The organism is Dyadobacter koreensis (assembly GCF_900108855.1).
GTDB classification, from domain to species: domain Bacteria; phylum Bacteroidota; class Bacteroidia; order Cytophagales; family Spirosomataceae; genus Dyadobacter; species Dyadobacter koreensis.
Window position 1 is genome coordinate 483,998 of the sequence record NZ_FNXY01000004.1, and the last position, 15,596, is coordinate 499,593.

Consider the following 15,596-nt stretch of genomic DNA (forward strand, 5'->3'; position numbering starts at 1 on the left):
AGTTCGTTATTTCTGACACCAAATATAAGATTGAAGAAGGGAGCTTGTAAAATAGCTCCCTTTTTCGTTATTTTTCGGGATGGAAAACGAACAAAAAACAGAGGTGTGGCTGCGCGGCCCGCTACCGAACATACCTACCCTGTTACAGCCTGTTGCTCACGCGCTTTTGCAGGTTCAGGAAGAAATAAACAGGCTTGATAAAAATTTCCCAACAGAACTGCTTTGGAAAAAACCGGCTGATCTGGCCTCGGTTGGCTTTCATATGCAGCACCTCGCCGGAGTGCTAGACCGCCTGCTTACCTATGCACGTGCCGAGTCCCTAACAGAAATACAGCTGAATTATCTTAAACAAGAGGGAACGGAACCATTTCCCGGCTGCAAATTTTCTGACTTGCTGGAAAATCTCAATAAACAATTCTCAATCGCAATCCAACAGCTGGAAAACACAGATCCCTCCACTCTTCCGGAAATTCGTTGTGTCGGAAGAGCGCAAATTCCTTCAACACATCTTGGTCTTCTGGTGCACGCAGCTGAGCATACTACACGACATTTTGGTCAGCTTTTCGTGACCTTCAAATTGCTGATAGCAGGTTTTGATAAAATAAGTTGAAAACGTTCAGACTTCCGGGTAACCTGAATTTTGAGTAGTTCGAAATCCCGTTCATCTTTCTTTTATGTTTCAACTTTAAAACAATCCTATGCAGTTTTCTAAATCTACTATCCTTTGCGCGTTCTTTGCTTTGTGCAGCGTTGTCACATGGGCGCAGAAAAATCCTGAAGATAAAATTGGCTGGAAACTTGGCGCTCAATCGTATACGTTTCGTTTATTTACTTTTGACGAAGCACTTCGAAAAATTGACAGTTGCGGACTCAAATATGTAGAAGCATTTCCAGGACAGAAACTTGGCGGGGGTCTTGGAGGAAGTATGGATTTTAAAATGGATGCTGCAAAACGACAGGAAGTGAAGGCGCTTCTTAAAAAACACGGAATAACCATGACTGCCTTTGGCGTTGTAAACGCGAAGGACGAAGCAGAATGGAAAACATTGTTTGAGTTTGCGAAAGATATGGGAATAGCAAATATCAATTCGGAACCTAAGCCTGAGCAATTTGCATATATCGCCCCACTTGCCGATAAGTATAAAATTAATGTGGCACTTCACAATCATCCAAAACCTTCCCATTACTGGCATCCTGACTCTGTATTGAAATACGCAGCCAAAAGCAAATTCATCGGATCATGTTCTGACATTGGACACTGGGTTCGCTCTGGATTAGATCCTGTTGAATGTTTGAAAAAATTGAATGGTCACGTGCTGGGATCTCACTTCAAAGATGTTGTCAAGGATACACCAGACGGAAAATATCATGACGTCGTTTGGGGAAAAGGTAACAGCAAAGTTGATGATGTCATTGTAGAATTAAAACGCCAGAAATTTAAAGGCCCCATATCCGCTGAGTATGAGTATCATTGGGAGAATAGCAGTGGTGAAGTTGCAGAAAGCGTTAAATATTTCCGGAGCTCTTTTGCAAAATCAAAATAAAACTGCCGAATATTCAGTTTAAATTCTAAGAAATTAATTTTCCTTTTATATTAAACAGTACCTTTTTTATGACTTATAACCGTAGGTTATTTCTAAAATCAGCTGGTGTAGCAGCAGCCGGCTCGCTGATTTTCTCCATTTCGTCATGTGGCGGATCTAACGAAAAATCTTCAGAAGGTGCCGATTCCACCGGCCTGGCAGCAACGGGTGCAGGCACTCCCTCAATTCCCGACTTTGGATTACAATTATATAGCGTTCGCGACATCATTGGTAAGGATCCAAAGGGTGTTTTAAAACAAATTGCGGATCTGGGTTATAAAAAAGTAGAAAGTTATGCAGGCGACAAGGGATTTTTGTGGGGTTTGACACCCAAAGAATTCAAGGCTTACATGGACGAACTTGGCATGACTATCGTAAGCACACATGCTGACACAACAAAAGGACTTGAGAAAGCCGCTGCCGAAGCTGCGGAAGCAGGTATCACCTATTTGCTGCAACCCTATATCGGTCCTCAGAAGACGCTCGACGAATGGAAAAAACGCGCCGAAGAATTTAACAAACGCGGCGAAATTTGCCAAAAAGCAGGTGTAAAATTCGGATATCACAATCACGATTATTCGTTTAAAGATCAGGACGGAAAACTTCCGCAAGAAATTCTACTTGACAATACCGATAAATCTCTTGTTCATTTCGAACTGGATTTGATGTGGATCGTAGCCGCCGGCCAAGATCCTGTGGCTCATTTGAAAAAATACGCAGGCCGTTATGACCTTTGCCACATTAAAGACCTTGTAAGCAAACCAGAACCGCATTCAGTAGATTTGGGAACAGGTGAAATTGACTTTACAAGTCTGTTGAAAGTTGGAGCTGACACCGGTATCACTCAGTTTATTGTTGAACAGGAAGAATATCCGGGAGATGTTCTTACAAGTATCGGAAACGACGCGGCTTATATGAAAAAGCTTGTTTTTAAATAAATTTAATTGTCACTTTCTGACCTGATATGCAAAAGCCGCTGCAGCCAACTTCGTTGTTCAGCGGCTTCTGCTTTTTTCTCTTTCTCATCTGGTATATAATCATTCAATGTGCTCAGATCAGGCTGTCCCGCGTTGATCCAGCAGGTATACCACAGATCACTGACCATGGAAATGGAAGCTTTCATCTGACGCTCCACCTGCCCTTTTAATAAACTGTGGTATTGCAATGAAAAATCCTGCGAATAGGTTCTGGACAGAACATTGTTACGCAGTTCATAACTATATTTTTTGTCAGGCTCAAAAGCTTCACTGAGTTGCTTCTCAAATAGAAATACCGAATCACTAGCCAAATGAGCCCTGTCAACGGAGCTCCATATGGATTCCGTCAGATTCTCTATATAAACAGCCTTTCCAATCCACAGATCATATTCGGCGGCGTAAAGCTCCGGTAACCTGGACTCCCAAAATGCATGAATTCCTTCCTGATGCGTAAGCTGCCCATTATAATTTCTGGTCGTATGCAAGGGCACATTTGAATCAGCGACATAGTGACCCAGGTCGGCTGAAATCCTCAAAATCCTTTTGCTGTCTTTATCTTTAAATGCATCGGTCAGTTGGTATGCCGCCGTCTGGATATACCACGGAACGATACCGTGTTTTCTTAAACTGTCTTCTCCAAGCTTCTTTACAGCAGCCTGCCAGACTTTTGGCAATATCTTCAGTGCACTGTCACCGTACACGTCCAGGTCAATGAAATGACGCTCGGCTTCTCCGACAACTGCATACCTACGGCGGTCAGGATTTACAGCGTTTTCTGTAATATAGTCGATATGTTTTTTGTAAAAATACTGCATTTCTGGGGGAAGACTAAACACAGCTAATCTGTTGATGCGGCGGTGCGCCCAAAAGCCCCATGTACTTCCAAAACTCGTTTCAACGGTAAGAAGTAGAAGAGATACACTCAAAATGAGTACTTTCTTGAAAAAATATTTAAAAAATTTTCTTAAATGTTTGTCATTCAGGAGGCTGCTGTCCATATAAAGTTTGGTGTGAAGATCTGACACTTTATCACCACCTTATACCGATTTTTTAGAAAAAAGTAACATTTTAATTAAAAATGTAACCTGTTTTATTAAAAATAACAATTTTTAAATCCGACGCACATAAATACGAACATCACGATAAAGAAATACCAAAATTTAACAGAAAAGTAAAGGAAAATAAAATACTGGCAAACACAATTTTACCAATTATTATTTCAAAAAACACCTGAAAAACAAAATACATTATATTATTTATTAAAATAGTGCAATGTTAAATATTTGTTTTATTTTTGCTTAACAATAGAATCAAAGGTTAAGCCGACATAGAAATAATGAGAACTAAAAATAAAACTCTAGGATATTTACTGCCAGTATTTTTACTGAGCATTTTCATGCTGATCATTTACGGAGCCTATGTTCCGCATAAACCGGCAGAAACCCAGCGTGTTGTTTGTATCAAATTTAAGCCTGGCACTACGCCTGAGGAAATAGAAAAACACATGCGTGATTTCGCTACGCTTAAAAACAACGTGAATGACGTGGTAGCCTATTCTGCCGGACGCGTACAAAATAATGATGGAACAGCTAACGAATACGATGTTGTTCATTATCTGACGTTCCGTACTAATGAAGCTGCCAAACAATATGCATCAAATGCAGATCGCAATGCTTTTGTTAAAAGCAATGAGTCTCATTGGGATAAGGTACTGGAAATGAATTCCAGTATTGAGAAGTAATTATTAAATAGTAATAGGAGTGAAAATTATTAAAAAGAGTCGGGAATTCCCGACTCTTTTTTTGTCTGTACGATTACCATTCTATTGGCTTTAAACCTCGCTCTTTCAGAAAAGCATTTGCCTGACTGAAATGTTTGCATCCAAACCAGCCTCCATAGTTGGCAGCCATAGGCGAAGGATGTTTGGCTTTTAAAACGTGATGTTTATTTGCATCAATAATTTTGCCTTTATCCTGCGCATATTTTCCCCAAAGCATAAACACAAGATCTTGCTTCTCATTCGACAAACATCTAATTACGGCATCCGTAAAAATTTCCCAGCCTTTGTTCTGATGTGACCCGGCCTTTCCTGCCTCAACGGTAAGTGTTGCATTCAAAAGCAGCACTCCCTGATCCGCCCAACGTTCCAGATTTCCGGTTTTAGGGATTTCCTTACCGAGATCCTCTTTGATTTCTTTGAAGATATTAAGCAGGGATGGAGGCATTCGTACACCATCGTTCACTGAGAAACAAAGGCCGTTTGCCTGGCCAAATCCATGGTATGGATCCTGGCCGAGAATCACCACATTGCAGCGATCAAAAGGGCAATGTTCAAAGGCATTAAAAATTTGTTTTGCTGATGGAAATATTTGTTTTGTTGCATACTCCTGCTTGACGAAGTCGGTTAGCGAAACAAAATATGGTTTTTCAAATTCTGTCGACAATCTTTTTTTCCAGGACTCCTCTATTTTAACATCCATACTGTTGGTTATTGAATTTAAATCCAAATTAATTGATTTTTGATTTGGTTTTATCAGGAAATGATGACTATTTTCGTTTATATTGAAGTTCACAAAAGACATATTACCCTTCTTTGTCAACTGTAATATTTCATCAATATCCTTAATGCATATGGTTTCGAAAGTAACAGACGGCGTTAAAGTCACAGTATTAACAGAATACCAGCCGGATTATTCAAATCCGAGACAGGACCACTTTGTATTTACTTATAAGATTCTCATAGAAAATCATAGCGAGCATACTGTAAAACTGTTGCGCAGACATTGGTTGATTTATGATGCAAACGGAACGGTTCGCGAAGTGGAAGGCGAAGGAATTGTCGGTTTACAACCTGTTCTGGAGCCAGGAGATGTTCATGATTACGTTTCGGGCTGTAACTTGCGTACAGATCTGGGAAAAATGTCGGGTACCTATTTGATGGAAAGAGTTTTGGATGGGCGCCAGTTTCGTGTGATCATCCCGGCATTTTCTCTGGTTGTGCCCTATAGATTAAATTAAATATTACCTCAATTGATTACTTCTTATTTCAAGTACCTTCTGCGTTCCGGTAACGAGCATTCGATCCACTCCCCTTTTTTATTTGAGTTATATACCAACGTTATCAAAGAAAAAGGCGAACAGCATCCCGATTATTCTTCTTTGAAATTGCTTCGTAAAGAACTGCGCTCCTCGAAAGAGCAGATTGAAATTCTTGATCTTGGTGCCGGATCCAGAGTAAATAAATCGAATCTTAGAAAAGTCAGGACAATCGCAAAAAACGCCGAGAAACCTGAGAAATTCGGAAGGCTTTTTCATCGCCTGATCCGCCACTTTCAACCTGAAAGTATCCTGGAACTTGGTACATCTCTCGGTCTGACAACACTTTTTATGGCGAAAGCCAAACCTGAGTCACAAATTCTTTCATTTGAAGGTTGCCCTGAAACAGCCAAAATTGCGAAGCGCAACTTCGATAAATCTAATGTTTCCAATATTGAAGTTATTCTTGGAAACATCGATGAGACGCTTCCGGAAACATTAAAAAAACTTGATAATGGATTGGACTACGCATACTTCGACGCAAATCACAGGTATGAACCTACCGTGCGCTACTTCGAACAATGTCTTCCATATGCTAAAAACGATTCACTTTTTATATTTGATGATATTTACTGGTCAGATGAAATGACCCAGGCCTGGGAACATATCAAGGCTCATCCGCAGGTAACTTTAACGGTGGATTTGTTCTGGATTGGGTTAGTGTTTTTCCGAAAGGAGCAAGTGAAAGAGGATTTTGTGTTACGATTTTAACATTTGTTCTCCCTGCGCTTTGAAGGCGCCTGCTTCTTTCACCACTTCGTGAATGAAACGTAGTTTCTCCTTAATCGTTTTACTGATCACAAAAGGATAAAGGTCGCGCAAACCCATACTTCTGTTAAGACTATTCATTGCAAAAGTAAGAGGAAGCCACATGTCTATAATATTATCGAAATTGCTGACTGTGTAGGGATCAACAAAGGACGTGTTCATTGCGTCGGCCGCTACTTTGGGATGTACGTTCAGACCGAAAGAATCAGCCGTTTCGAGCGTGTCTACAATGTGCATGTAATGCGCCCAGGTCTCTGCCCAGTCTTCCCAAGGGTGCGCACTGGCATATTTACTAATGTACTGCTTTTTCCAGATTTTCGAAGTATTGTTAGAATAGTACTGTTGGAGAGCAACGCCATAATCGACGCGCTCATCACCAAAAAGATCTCTGAATTGATGCAATTTTGATGTTCGGCCAATCAGAATATCCCAGTAATAATGGCCGATCTCGTGGCGAAAATGCCCAAGCAAAGTTCGATATACCTCATTCATCTGATTTCGCGACATCTCGCGGTAAATATCGTCTGCCTCAGCAATGTTGATCGTAATCAGTCCGTTATCGTGGCCGGTCAGGACTCGCTGTCCATCGCTGGTGTTGCGATCAGAAAGAAAATCGAACATAATCCCGCCAAACCATCCCGTATTTTTACTTTTTACTTCAAGTCCGAACCGGAGCAGCGAATGAATAAGTCTTCGTTTTGCCGTTTCGACGCGATACCATTTATCGTAATCGTCCTTTTGTCCTAAAAAAGGAATTGTCCGATTAAGCTCGCAAGCTTTACAAAAAGGAGAATAACTTCCTACCTGAACAAGCCAGTTACAAACATTGTAGCTGTGATTTTGACAATACTTATAACTATTTTGATTCCCAGAACCACTAATAAGTTTGTAAGTTCTGTTATTTTCGGGTTTCAGGGCATACAGGCTTAATTCATGGGTTTCAAACCCCAGAGAAGAATGACAATACTGGCAATAAATATTTTCAAAGTAAACGGCCTGGCCGCAATTACTGCACTTAAATAACTTCATATGCGACTACTTATTTACAGGCAATATACAGATTCCAAGAATCAATTATCTTTATAAATTATTTACTAAGCTTTTCTACACATATCCGTCCTGATGACTACCAAAACAATTCTGGAAGATCTTCTCCAAAAAGAAATACTAACAGAAGAGCAAGCCGGCAAAATTTTTAACTACGAAACCAATAAACTGTTTTCCATTCATTGGGAACTCAGATCTGTGTTATACATCGGAATAAGCCTGTTGACGTCCGGTTTGGGAATACTCATCTACAAAAACATAGACACCATTGGCCATCAGGCCATCATCACCCTTATCGCAAGCCTTGTTGTTTTGTGCTTCTACTATGTATTAAAACACAGACAACAGTTTCTCTGGACCGAGGTCAATCATGCGACAAAATATTCGGAACATGCATTAATTCTCGGCTGCACACTCTTTCTGGTACTGGAAGGGTATCTCCAATTCCAATATAATTTTTTCGGTACTCGATACGGTATAGCAATATTCATTCCAACGGTGATTTTTTTTCTTCTCGCCTATCGGTTTGACCATCGGGGCGTATTGTCCATGGCCATAACCGGCCTTGCTTCCTGGCTCGGGCTTACTATATCCCCGTTTGCAATTTTGGAGAAAAACGACTTTACTTCTCCGGGTTTAATTGCAACAGGTGTCCTTTTAGGAATCATTCTTTGCGTCATTTCCTGGTTGTCCGAAACGAGAAATTTAAAAAAGCATTTCGCTTTCACATACATTCTGTTTGGTGGAAACCTCGCTGCAATCGCTGGTTTGGCAGGTGTATTCAGTGACGACTCAAAACTCATCTACCTTACATCAACGGCTATAATTTGCTTGCTTTTAGTCTATTATGCACGAATTTCGCAATCCTTGCTTTTTTTGCTGATGGGAGTGATTTATGGCTATATCCTTTTTAGTTACACACTCTTCGCATACCTGCCAGACTCGATCCTGGGAGCTCTTAGCATCTATTATTTTATGCTTAGCAGCGTTGGCGTCATTTTCTTTTTGCTCAACGTCAAGAAAATATTAAAGCTTAAAAAATGAAAACAGCATATAACAAATCCTGGGTTAAAAATTTGCAAATTCAGCAGACCGCTCAATTGTGGGTAACAAATAATTTGCTCACATCTTCCCAGTTTGAAAGGATAAAAGCAGCTTTCCCGGAATCATTTTACAGGCCGGGAATATTTGTAAAAATTGGACTATTTCTTTTTACGGTTTTTGGAGGGAGTTTCTTTGCAGGCTTTCTGTCATTATTCTTTATTGACAATGCCGGAAGCAAAACCTTTGCTGTTTTAAGCTTCATCAGTGCCGCATGTTATTATTTCTTCCTGGAATTTTTTATAAAGGACCGCAAATTATTTCATTCCGGAATCGACAATGCGCTTCTCTACATGGGCAATGGAGCTATTATAATAACCTTTGTTGTTCTCTTTGAAGGCATGGAAATCTGGCAGTATTGTTCGTTAGTGCTACTTGTCAACGGGATTACCACAATTCGTTATGCCGATCTTTTTACGGTATTTATTTCCATGGCGTCCATTTTTGTTGGTTTTGCCTCTATTCTCGTTAAGTTTCCAATCGGGAAGGCATTTATGCCATTCGCTACCATGATTCTTTCCGTCTTGTTATACGTCGTAAATAAAAGCGAGCGTGACTATTATTACCGCGAATGTCAGATTCTGATCAAAATATTTGTTATGGTGACGTTTTATTTTGGTGGAAATTATTACGTCGTAAGAGAGGGAAATGCTCTGCTTTCTGAGATCACGACGCCCAACGCTCCTCAAATTCCTTTTGCTATTCTTTTTTATGTCTTTACCACCGTTATACCGATACTGTATTGCTTTTTAGGTCTTAAAAATAGAGACAGGGTCTTTCTGATCGTCGGATTATTTACTGCGGCTTTTTCCTGTTTCACCTATCGCTACTATTTTGATTTCCTGGCGATAGAAATTATTTTAAGTATTGGTGGATTTCTTCTAATCCTAATCAGTGTATTGTCCATAAATTATCTGAAAATTCCTCGATTTGGAGTTACTGACGAAATTATGGAAGGACGAAAGCTGGCAAATCTTGAAGCGATCCTTATTGCAAACCAGTTTGGTCAGACTCCCGAGGAAAATAATTTCAAATTCGGCGGAGGTAATTTCGGCGGCGGCGGCGCAGGAAATGATTACTAAATGAGCATAAAGGAATTTAAAGTTTGAATATCCTGTCTGCGCACTTAACTTGCAACAAAAAAATTGATATGAAAAAACAAATCTTATTAGTCATTCTTTCGATAATTTCCTTCTCCTCCTTCGCCCAAAAAAGCAAAAAAACTTCCGGCAATCCTTTGTTCCCCGGCTGGTATGCAGATCCTGAGGGAATTATATTCAACAATCCAAAAGGCGGCAAAGAATATTGGATCTACCCCACTTTTTCGGCACCCTATAAAGATCAGGTTTTTTTTGACGCTTTTTCTTCGAAAGACCTGGTTACATGGAAGAAACATGAGCGGGTTTTAGATACATTGAATGTGAAATGGGCAAAAAAAGCGGTGTGGGCCCCATCTATCATTGAAAAAGATAAAAAATATTATATGTTCTTTGGTGCCAACGATATCCAGAGCGACAATGAATCTGGTGGAATCGGTGTGGCAGTGGCAGATAAGCCGGAAGGACCTTTCAAGGATTATCTTGGAAAACCGCTGATTGATAAATTTCATAACGGCGCGCAGCCAATAGACCAGTTCGTTTTTAAAGATAAAGATGGCCAGTACTATCTTTATTACGGAGGTTGGAAACATTGTAACGTTGCCAAACTAAAAAACGATTTTACAGGATTTGTGCCTTTTGAAGATGGCAAGATCTTCAGGGAAATCACACCTGCCAGTTATGTCGAAGGTCCATTTATGTTTATCCGCAACGGAAAATACTATTTCATGTGGTCAGAAGGTGGCTGGACAGGCCCAAATTATTCAGTTGCCTATGCGGTCGCGGACTCTCCTTTTGGACCGTTTGAGAGAATTGGAAAAATTTTACAACAGGACCCGAAAGTTGCGACCGGAGCAGGGCACCATTCTGTAATTCAGATTCCCGGAAAAGATCAGTGGTATATCGTTTACCACAGACGGCCTTTGACGGAAACGGACGGAAACCATCGTGAGACCTGTGTAGAAATAATGACGTTCGATGACAAAGGAATGATAAACCCCGTAATAATTACCAAAGAAGGTGTAAAAGCGCAGCCTTTAAAATAATTCTTTCCGGCAGAGGAATAAATTTATTCCTCTGCCGAATCTTACATTAACCTGTTTCCTAGCCTATAAATCCGACTTTGAGCCACCCAACGGATTTAAAAATCTTCATACGTTTCTCTATTATCAATTCCACGAAAGATTCTGAATTTCAGCACAATTAGTTTTCTCTAACTTGAAATTGTTTTGCATTGGCATATTGCAGCTAACTCAATTTTCGATCATCTGGAGTTGAGGTTTCTTGAGCTTAAAAAGCACTACCGCTTATCTTGGATAATATATTTTATTCGGCATATTTAACAAATATTGGATAAAATGAAGTTGATGGAATAATTTTTGCTATCACTTAAACACTAAACGTTGGGGATTCGGGGATGTGTCAGCGCAAGCAGGATCAACAGAAGTAAAACGCGACCAAATCATTTAAGACCGTAATTTAGGTTATCAACTTTTGCATTAATTTTTGATGAGCACGAAGCCAAAAGAACATGTTTTTACAAAAAATTTAGATCACGCCCTTCTATCAGTATACAACGGCTATAAGTTTTTTATCCGCTTTTTCAAAGAGGCCTTCAAAGGCCGGATGGAATTTCAGGAACTTGTCAAGCAATGTTATGCAATCGGATATAAATCCCTGTTGCTTATAGGTATGACCGGTTTCATTACCGGGATGGTATTTACAAAACAATCCAGGCCTTCTCTTGCAGAATTTGGGGCAACATCCTGGCTTCCGTCCCTGGTGTCTATCGCTATTGTGCGAGCCCTGGCAGCCCTGGTGACTGCCTTGATCAGTGCGGGAAAAGTAGGATCAAGCATTGGAGCAGAGCTTGGGTCCATGCGTGTTACTGAGCAGATCGATGCCATGGAAGTCTCGGCGATTAATCCATTTAAATTCCTTGTAGTAACACGCGTGCTGGCGTCAACCATTACCATCCCTTTGCTGATGTTCTATTGTACGCTGGTCGGCTTATTGGGAGCATTTTTAAATGTTTATCTTAACGAGGGTACCAGCGGTGTCGCATTTGTTGAAAAAGCATTTGAACAAATTACTTTTCTTGATCTTGGAACTTCGGTGGCCAAGGCGGTAGCTTATGGTTTCACAATCGGAATGGTGGGCTGTTACCAGGGATATAATGCGACTAAGGGAACAGAAGGTGTGGGAAAAGCTGCAAACACCTCGGTTGTCCTTTCTATGTTCTTGATTTTTATCGAAGAAGTTATCATCGTTCAGGTATCTAATTATTTCAGAGGTTAGAATTTTATGCAAGAAAATACAAATCAGGAAGATCCAATCATTTCAATACGGGACGTGTACAAATCGTTTGGCGATCTGCACGTTTTGAATGGAGTTGACCTGGACGTATACAGAGGAGAAAATGTTGTTGTGCTCGGACGGTCAGGAACCGGAAAATCGGTTTTGATAAAAATTATCGTTGGCTTATTGCAACAGGATAAGGGGTCAGTTAACGTTCTCGGCAATGAGGTTTCAGATTTACAGGGTAAGGAATTGAATGAGCTGAGAAGAAAAATTGGTTTTTCGTTTCAGAACAGTGCGTTGTACGATAGTATGACAGTGCGCGAAAACCTGGAATTTCCATTGGTAAGAAATGTCGCTAACCTTTCAAAAGCTGAGGTAAAAGATCAGGTTGAGTCTGTGCTGGAATCCGTTGGACTTTCTCAGACGATCAATCAGGTGCCTTCCCAGTTGTCCGGAGGGCAGCGGAAACGAATCGGGATTGCCCGCACGTTGATTTTGCAGCCTGAGATCATGCTTTACGATGAACCCACGGCCGGTCTTGATCCGATAACATGTATCGAAATCAATGAACTGATTAATGAAGTAAAAGAGAAATACCATACATCTGCGATTATTATCACCCACGATCTTACCTGCGCGCGCCAGACTGGTGACAGACTTGCGATGCTTTTAGATGGCAAATTTGCCATGACAGGAACATTTGAGGAAGTATTCGCTTCGGATGAAGAAAGAGTTAAAAGTTTTTACGATTATAATTTTATTCAATAGTAATGGAAACAAGCAACAGAAAACGCTCCGTCGTAGTAGGTCTTTTCGTAATCATCGGACTGGTAATCTTACTCGTCGGGATACTTACGATTGGAAGCATGAAAAAAGTTTTTTCTTCCAACATAACCGTAAAAACTATTTTTGATGACGTTAACGGTCTTAAAGCCGGTAACAATATCTGGTATTCAGGGGTAAAAATCGGGACCGTAAAATCGCTCCGCTTTCTTCCTAACTCACAGGTTGAGGTGATGATGAATATTGAGGAAAAATCTCAGGAATTTATCCGTAAAAATGCGCTGGCGAAAGTAAGCACGGACGGTCTGATCGGTAATAAGATCATCGTCATATACGGCGGTACCCAAAAAGTCCCTTCGATCGAAGACGGCGACCAACTTGCTGTAGCGAAAGTAGAAAGTACAGAAGAAATGCTGAGCGTTTTGTCTGAAAACAACAAAAACTTGCTTTCAATAACAGACGCCTTTAAGAAAATAAGCAAGAATATTCTGGAAGGAAGAGGAACGGTTGGAATGCTTTTAAACGATGAAACACTTTATCGCGACGTTGATGCAACTTTGGCTGGTTTGAAAAAAGCATCAGTCAACGCTCAGAACCTGACTGCTGCTCTGTCGACCTATGGCGCAAAATTGAACCAAAAGGGAGGCTTGGCTAATGATCTTGCAACGGATACAATCATTATGCGTGATGTGAGAGCAACAATGGTTCGGTTGAATGAAACTGTTGCCTCTGCGAATACGATGGTTAATAATCTGAAAACAGCAAGTGCTGATATTAATTCAAACACAAAAAGCCCGATGGGTGTTTTGTTACATGACGAGGGGACCGCATCAAATTTGAAAAATACGATTCAGAATCTTGAAACAAGCACTTCAAAACTGGACGAAAACATGCTTGCACTTCGCCAAAATTTCTTGTTCAGAAGATATTTTAAGAAAAAAGATAAGAATGATGCTAAAGCAAAAGAAGAGTTAAAAAAACAGGAAGAGAAGGAAACCGAAGTTAAGCCATAGGATTTGGTTTGGGAACTGGTTGTAGATCAGGACAATTATAATTTCATAACGTAATTTTACGTACTAGTACGAGGGATTTACTGAAGTACTTATAACTTTACATTATAATGTATTCTATAATGTTATTTCGCATAAGGAAAAAAGTTAGGATATTCGTTACAATTGTTCACAGGTTTTGAAATCATTTTAACACCCATATAATTCCAAAATAATATCTGAATGGCTCTATCACTTAACCCCGCACTTGACGTAAACTACCTCACTCAGATTTATGGTGACGACGCGTCCATTGTACAGATAATATTTGAAGCATTCCTGTCAGACTCGCTACCTCGCTGGAAAAGTTTAAAGTCACTTATCGAAGACGAAAATATTGCCGAAGCTGCCAGCGTCGTTCACGGAATTAAACCTTCCTTTACAATGGCTGGATTGACGGGTATCAGACTGAAAGTGGAAGCACTTGAACGGGATATTCATGATGAGGTAGAAACGAAAGAGATCGTTGCACATTATCTTCGGATCAACGAAGACGTAGAAAGGATCATTCCGATATTGGAAGAAGAGGCTGAGAAGCTGGGACATCTTGCTTCCTGAAAAAATAAAAAACATTACGCTGGCCTCTGGAATCTTTCGACTTTCAGAGGTCTTCGCTTTTATAAGCAGTTTTTCTTTTTGATTTTTCCCAGGCTGCACTCTGGCTTCCTTTGAAATATCGATTTATGCCAGCGATAACCGCATAATTCATCACACAGAAATAATACGGCACGAATAACGCTTTGATCTTCACTTTACGTCTTTCCAAGATCCATCCGGCTAATGCGCCTGCGTAAAAAAGAACCTGACCAGCCATAATGATATAGTAGATAAATGGCGGATCTTGAAGACATATGATGCCGTTTATAATAAAAACAAAAATCATCAGAAATGGGGTGATTGTCCACCGAAGCACGCGATGACTGATATACTGGAACCAGAGCAGCGGGAAATTGAAAGGTAAAAATAATTTCTTCAGTCTGAGAATGGACTGAATTCCTCCCGCGGCAATCCTCACTTTCCGTTTGAGTTCTTCTTTGATATTATCCGATGAAAGCTCCGACGCATATGCATCCGGCTCATAAATAATTCTATATCCCTGTTGTGCGATCAGCATGGAAATCATAAAATCATCCAAGATTGTATCCGGCTCGACCTGCTGATACAGCGAACGCCTTACACTGAACAATTCTCCGGCAGCACCTACAACCGAGTACAATTCCGAATCCCATTTTTTTAGTGTCGATTCGTATTTCCAATAAAATCCTTCGCCGGCAGTTGCATCTGAAATTTCCTCCTGTGTTACTCTCTTTTCGCCAGATACGGCTCCCACTTTGGGATCTGCATAATGCCTTGCAATTAACACTAACGCATCCTTATTTAAAAAGGTATTAGCGTCTGTAAACACAACTACTTCGGTATCAACCTCATGCATGGCACGATGAATGGCATGGATTTTCCCATTTCTCGTCGGCGAATGCATGAGCTTGATTTCAGAAAAGCCACTAATTAAATCCGGAGTTTTATCAGATGATCCATCGGTGATAAATAATAGACTAAGCTTTTCTTTTGGATAATTCAGCGTAAGTGTATTCTGAATTTTTTCCAGTATAAGCTCTTCCTCATTGTAGGCAGCGACAATCAATGTTAGCGTCGGGAGATTTTGATTTAAATCAGGAACAACCCGCTTCCCTTTCAACGCTCTCCTGATTTTTATCAGAAAATAGAGAAGAATTCCATATCCAAGAAATGTGTAAAAAACGATAAACAAACCAAGCCAGAAGAGAATTTCCATAT

17 protein-coding genes are annotated in these 15,596 nt (G+C 40.3%); 13 read left to right on the forward strand and 4 right to left on the reverse strand.

Going from position 1 to position 15,596, the window contains the following annotated elements; genetic code table 11:
* The first annotated feature begins 79 nt into the window (after nt 1-79).
* The 3 genes from BMY70_RS14335 (at nt 80) to BMY70_RS14345 (ending at nt 2,521) form a co-directional block, all read left to right on the forward strand.
* Entirely contained in the window at nt 80-610 is a 531-nt protein-coding gene (locus tag BMY70_RS14335) for a DinB family protein (protein WP_090335945.1), read from the forward strand.
* 88 nt (nt 611-698) lie between these two features.
* Nucleotides 699-1,544 carry a sugar phosphate isomerase/epimerase family protein gene (locus BMY70_RS14340; RefSeq protein WP_090335947.1) on the forward strand — a complete coding sequence of 282 codons (846 nt, stop codon included), beginning with the start codon at nt 699-701 and terminating at the stop codon, nt 1,542-1,544.
* A gap of 68 nt (nt 1,545-1,612) precedes the next feature.
* Nucleotides 1,613-2,521: a sugar phosphate isomerase/epimerase family protein gene (locus BMY70_RS14345; protein WP_090335948.1), complete on the forward strand. Its 909-nt coding sequence runs from the start codon at nt 1,613-1,615 to the stop codon at nt 2,519-2,521.
* Nucleotides 2,522-2,523: 2 nt separating this feature from the next.
* On the opposite strand, the gene BMY70_RS14350 is transcribed toward BMY70_RS14345, so the two are convergent.
* On the reverse strand, nt 2,524-3,558 hold the full coding sequence (locus tag BMY70_RS14350) for a zinc dependent phospholipase C family protein (RefSeq protein ID WP_177197024.1): 1,035 nt from the start codon (nt 3,556-3,558) through the stop codon (nt 2,524-2,526).
* Nucleotides 3,559-3,956: 398 nt separating this feature from the next.
* On the opposite strand from BMY70_RS14350, the gene BMY70_RS14355 reads away from it, so the two are divergent.
* Entirely contained in the window at nt 3,957-4,301 is a 345-nt protein-coding gene (locus BMY70_RS14355) for a Dabb family protein (protein WP_090336540.1), read from the forward strand.
* Nucleotides 4,302-4,374: 73 nt separating this feature from the next.
* Here BMY70_RS14355 and ung read toward each other — a convergent pair whose 3' ends face one another.
* Nucleotides 4,375-5,040 (reverse strand): uracil-DNA glycosylase, encoded by a 666-nt coding sequence (gene ung / locus BMY70_RS14360; RefSeq protein ID WP_090336543.1) that lies wholly within the window; start codon nt 5,038-5,040, stop codon nt 4,375-4,377.
* Nucleotides 5,041-5,191: 151 nt separating this feature from the next.
* On the opposite strand from ung, the gene apaG reads away from it, so the two are divergent.
* Together apaG and BMY70_RS14370 are read left to right on the forward strand one after the other, a co-directional pair.
* The gene (gene apaG, locus BMY70_RS14365; protein WP_090335951.1) at nt 5,192-5,578 is read left to right on the forward strand and encodes a Co2+/Mg2+ efflux facilitator ApaG/CorD; all 387 of its coding nucleotides are present in this window, start codon (nt 5,192-5,194) and stop codon (nt 5,576-5,578) included.
* A gap of 12 nt (nt 5,579-5,590) precedes the next feature.
* On the forward strand, nt 5,591-6,367 hold the full coding sequence (locus BMY70_RS14370; protein ID WP_090335954.1) for an O-methyltransferase: 777 nt from the start codon (nt 5,591-5,593) through the stop codon (nt 6,365-6,367).
* Here the strand turns inward: BMY70_RS14370 and BMY70_RS14375 are convergent.
* Nucleotides 6,356-7,453, reverse strand: coding sequence for a zinc-binding metallopeptidase family protein (locus tag BMY70_RS14375; protein ID WP_090335956.1), 1,098 nt, complete (start codon nt 7,451-7,453; stop codon nt 6,356-6,358). The two genes, BMY70_RS14370 and BMY70_RS14375, sit on opposite strands and share 12 nt — an antisense overlap.
* A gap of 93 nt (nt 7,454-7,546) precedes the next feature.
* Here BMY70_RS14375 and BMY70_RS14380 point away from each other — a divergent pair, with 93 nt between their 5' ends.
* The 7 genes from BMY70_RS14380 to BMY70_RS14410 all read left to right on the forward strand — a co-directional run bounded on the left by BMY70_RS14380 (nt 7,547) and on the right by BMY70_RS14410 (nt 14,360).
* Entirely contained in the window at nt 7,547-8,515 is a 969-nt protein-coding gene (locus BMY70_RS14380) for a DUF2157 domain-containing protein (protein WP_090335958.1), read from the forward strand.
* The gene (locus BMY70_RS14385) at nt 8,512-9,654 is read left to right on the forward strand and encodes a hypothetical protein (protein ID WP_090335961.1); all 1,143 of its coding nucleotides are present in this window, start codon (nt 8,512-8,514) and stop codon (nt 9,652-9,654) included. Before BMY70_RS14380 ends, BMY70_RS14385 begins: the two co-directional genes overlap by 4 nt.
* Before the next feature lie 68 nt (nt 9,655-9,722).
* A complete protein-coding gene (locus tag BMY70_RS14390; RefSeq protein ID WP_090335963.1) occupies nt 9,723-10,715 on the forward strand; it encodes a glycoside hydrolase family 43 protein in 993 nt (330 codons plus the stop codon).
* A gap of 463 nt (nt 10,716-11,178) precedes the next feature.
* On the forward strand, nt 11,179-11,967 hold the full coding sequence (locus BMY70_RS14395; RefSeq protein WP_090335965.1) for an MlaE family ABC transporter permease: 789 nt from the start codon (nt 11,179-11,181) through the stop codon (nt 11,965-11,967).
* Between the two features lie 6 nt (nt 11,968-11,973).
* The gene (locus tag BMY70_RS14400; protein WP_090335968.1) at nt 11,974-12,738 is read left to right on the forward strand and encodes an ABC transporter ATP-binding protein; all 765 of its coding nucleotides are present in this window, start codon (nt 11,974-11,976) and stop codon (nt 12,736-12,738) included.
* 2 nt (nt 12,739-12,740) lie between these two features.
* On the forward strand, nt 12,741-13,766 hold the full coding sequence (locus BMY70_RS14405) for an MlaD family protein (protein WP_090335971.1): 1,026 nt from the start codon (nt 12,741-12,743) through the stop codon (nt 13,764-13,766).
* 219 nt (nt 13,767-13,985) lie between these two features.
* Complete coding sequence (locus BMY70_RS14410; protein ID WP_090335973.1) at nt 13,986-14,360, forward strand: Hpt domain-containing protein; 375 nt, start codon at nt 13,986-13,988, stop codon at nt 14,358-14,360.
* A gap of 43 nt (nt 14,361-14,403) precedes the next feature.
* Here the strand turns inward: BMY70_RS14410 and BMY70_RS14415 are convergent, their stop codons facing one another.
* Nucleotides 14,404-15,594, reverse strand: a complete 1,191-nt coding sequence (locus BMY70_RS14415) for a glycosyltransferase family 2 protein (protein ID WP_090335976.1) — start codon at nt 15,592-15,594, stop codon at nt 14,404-14,406.
* Nucleotides 15,595-15,596 lie beyond the last annotated feature (2 nt).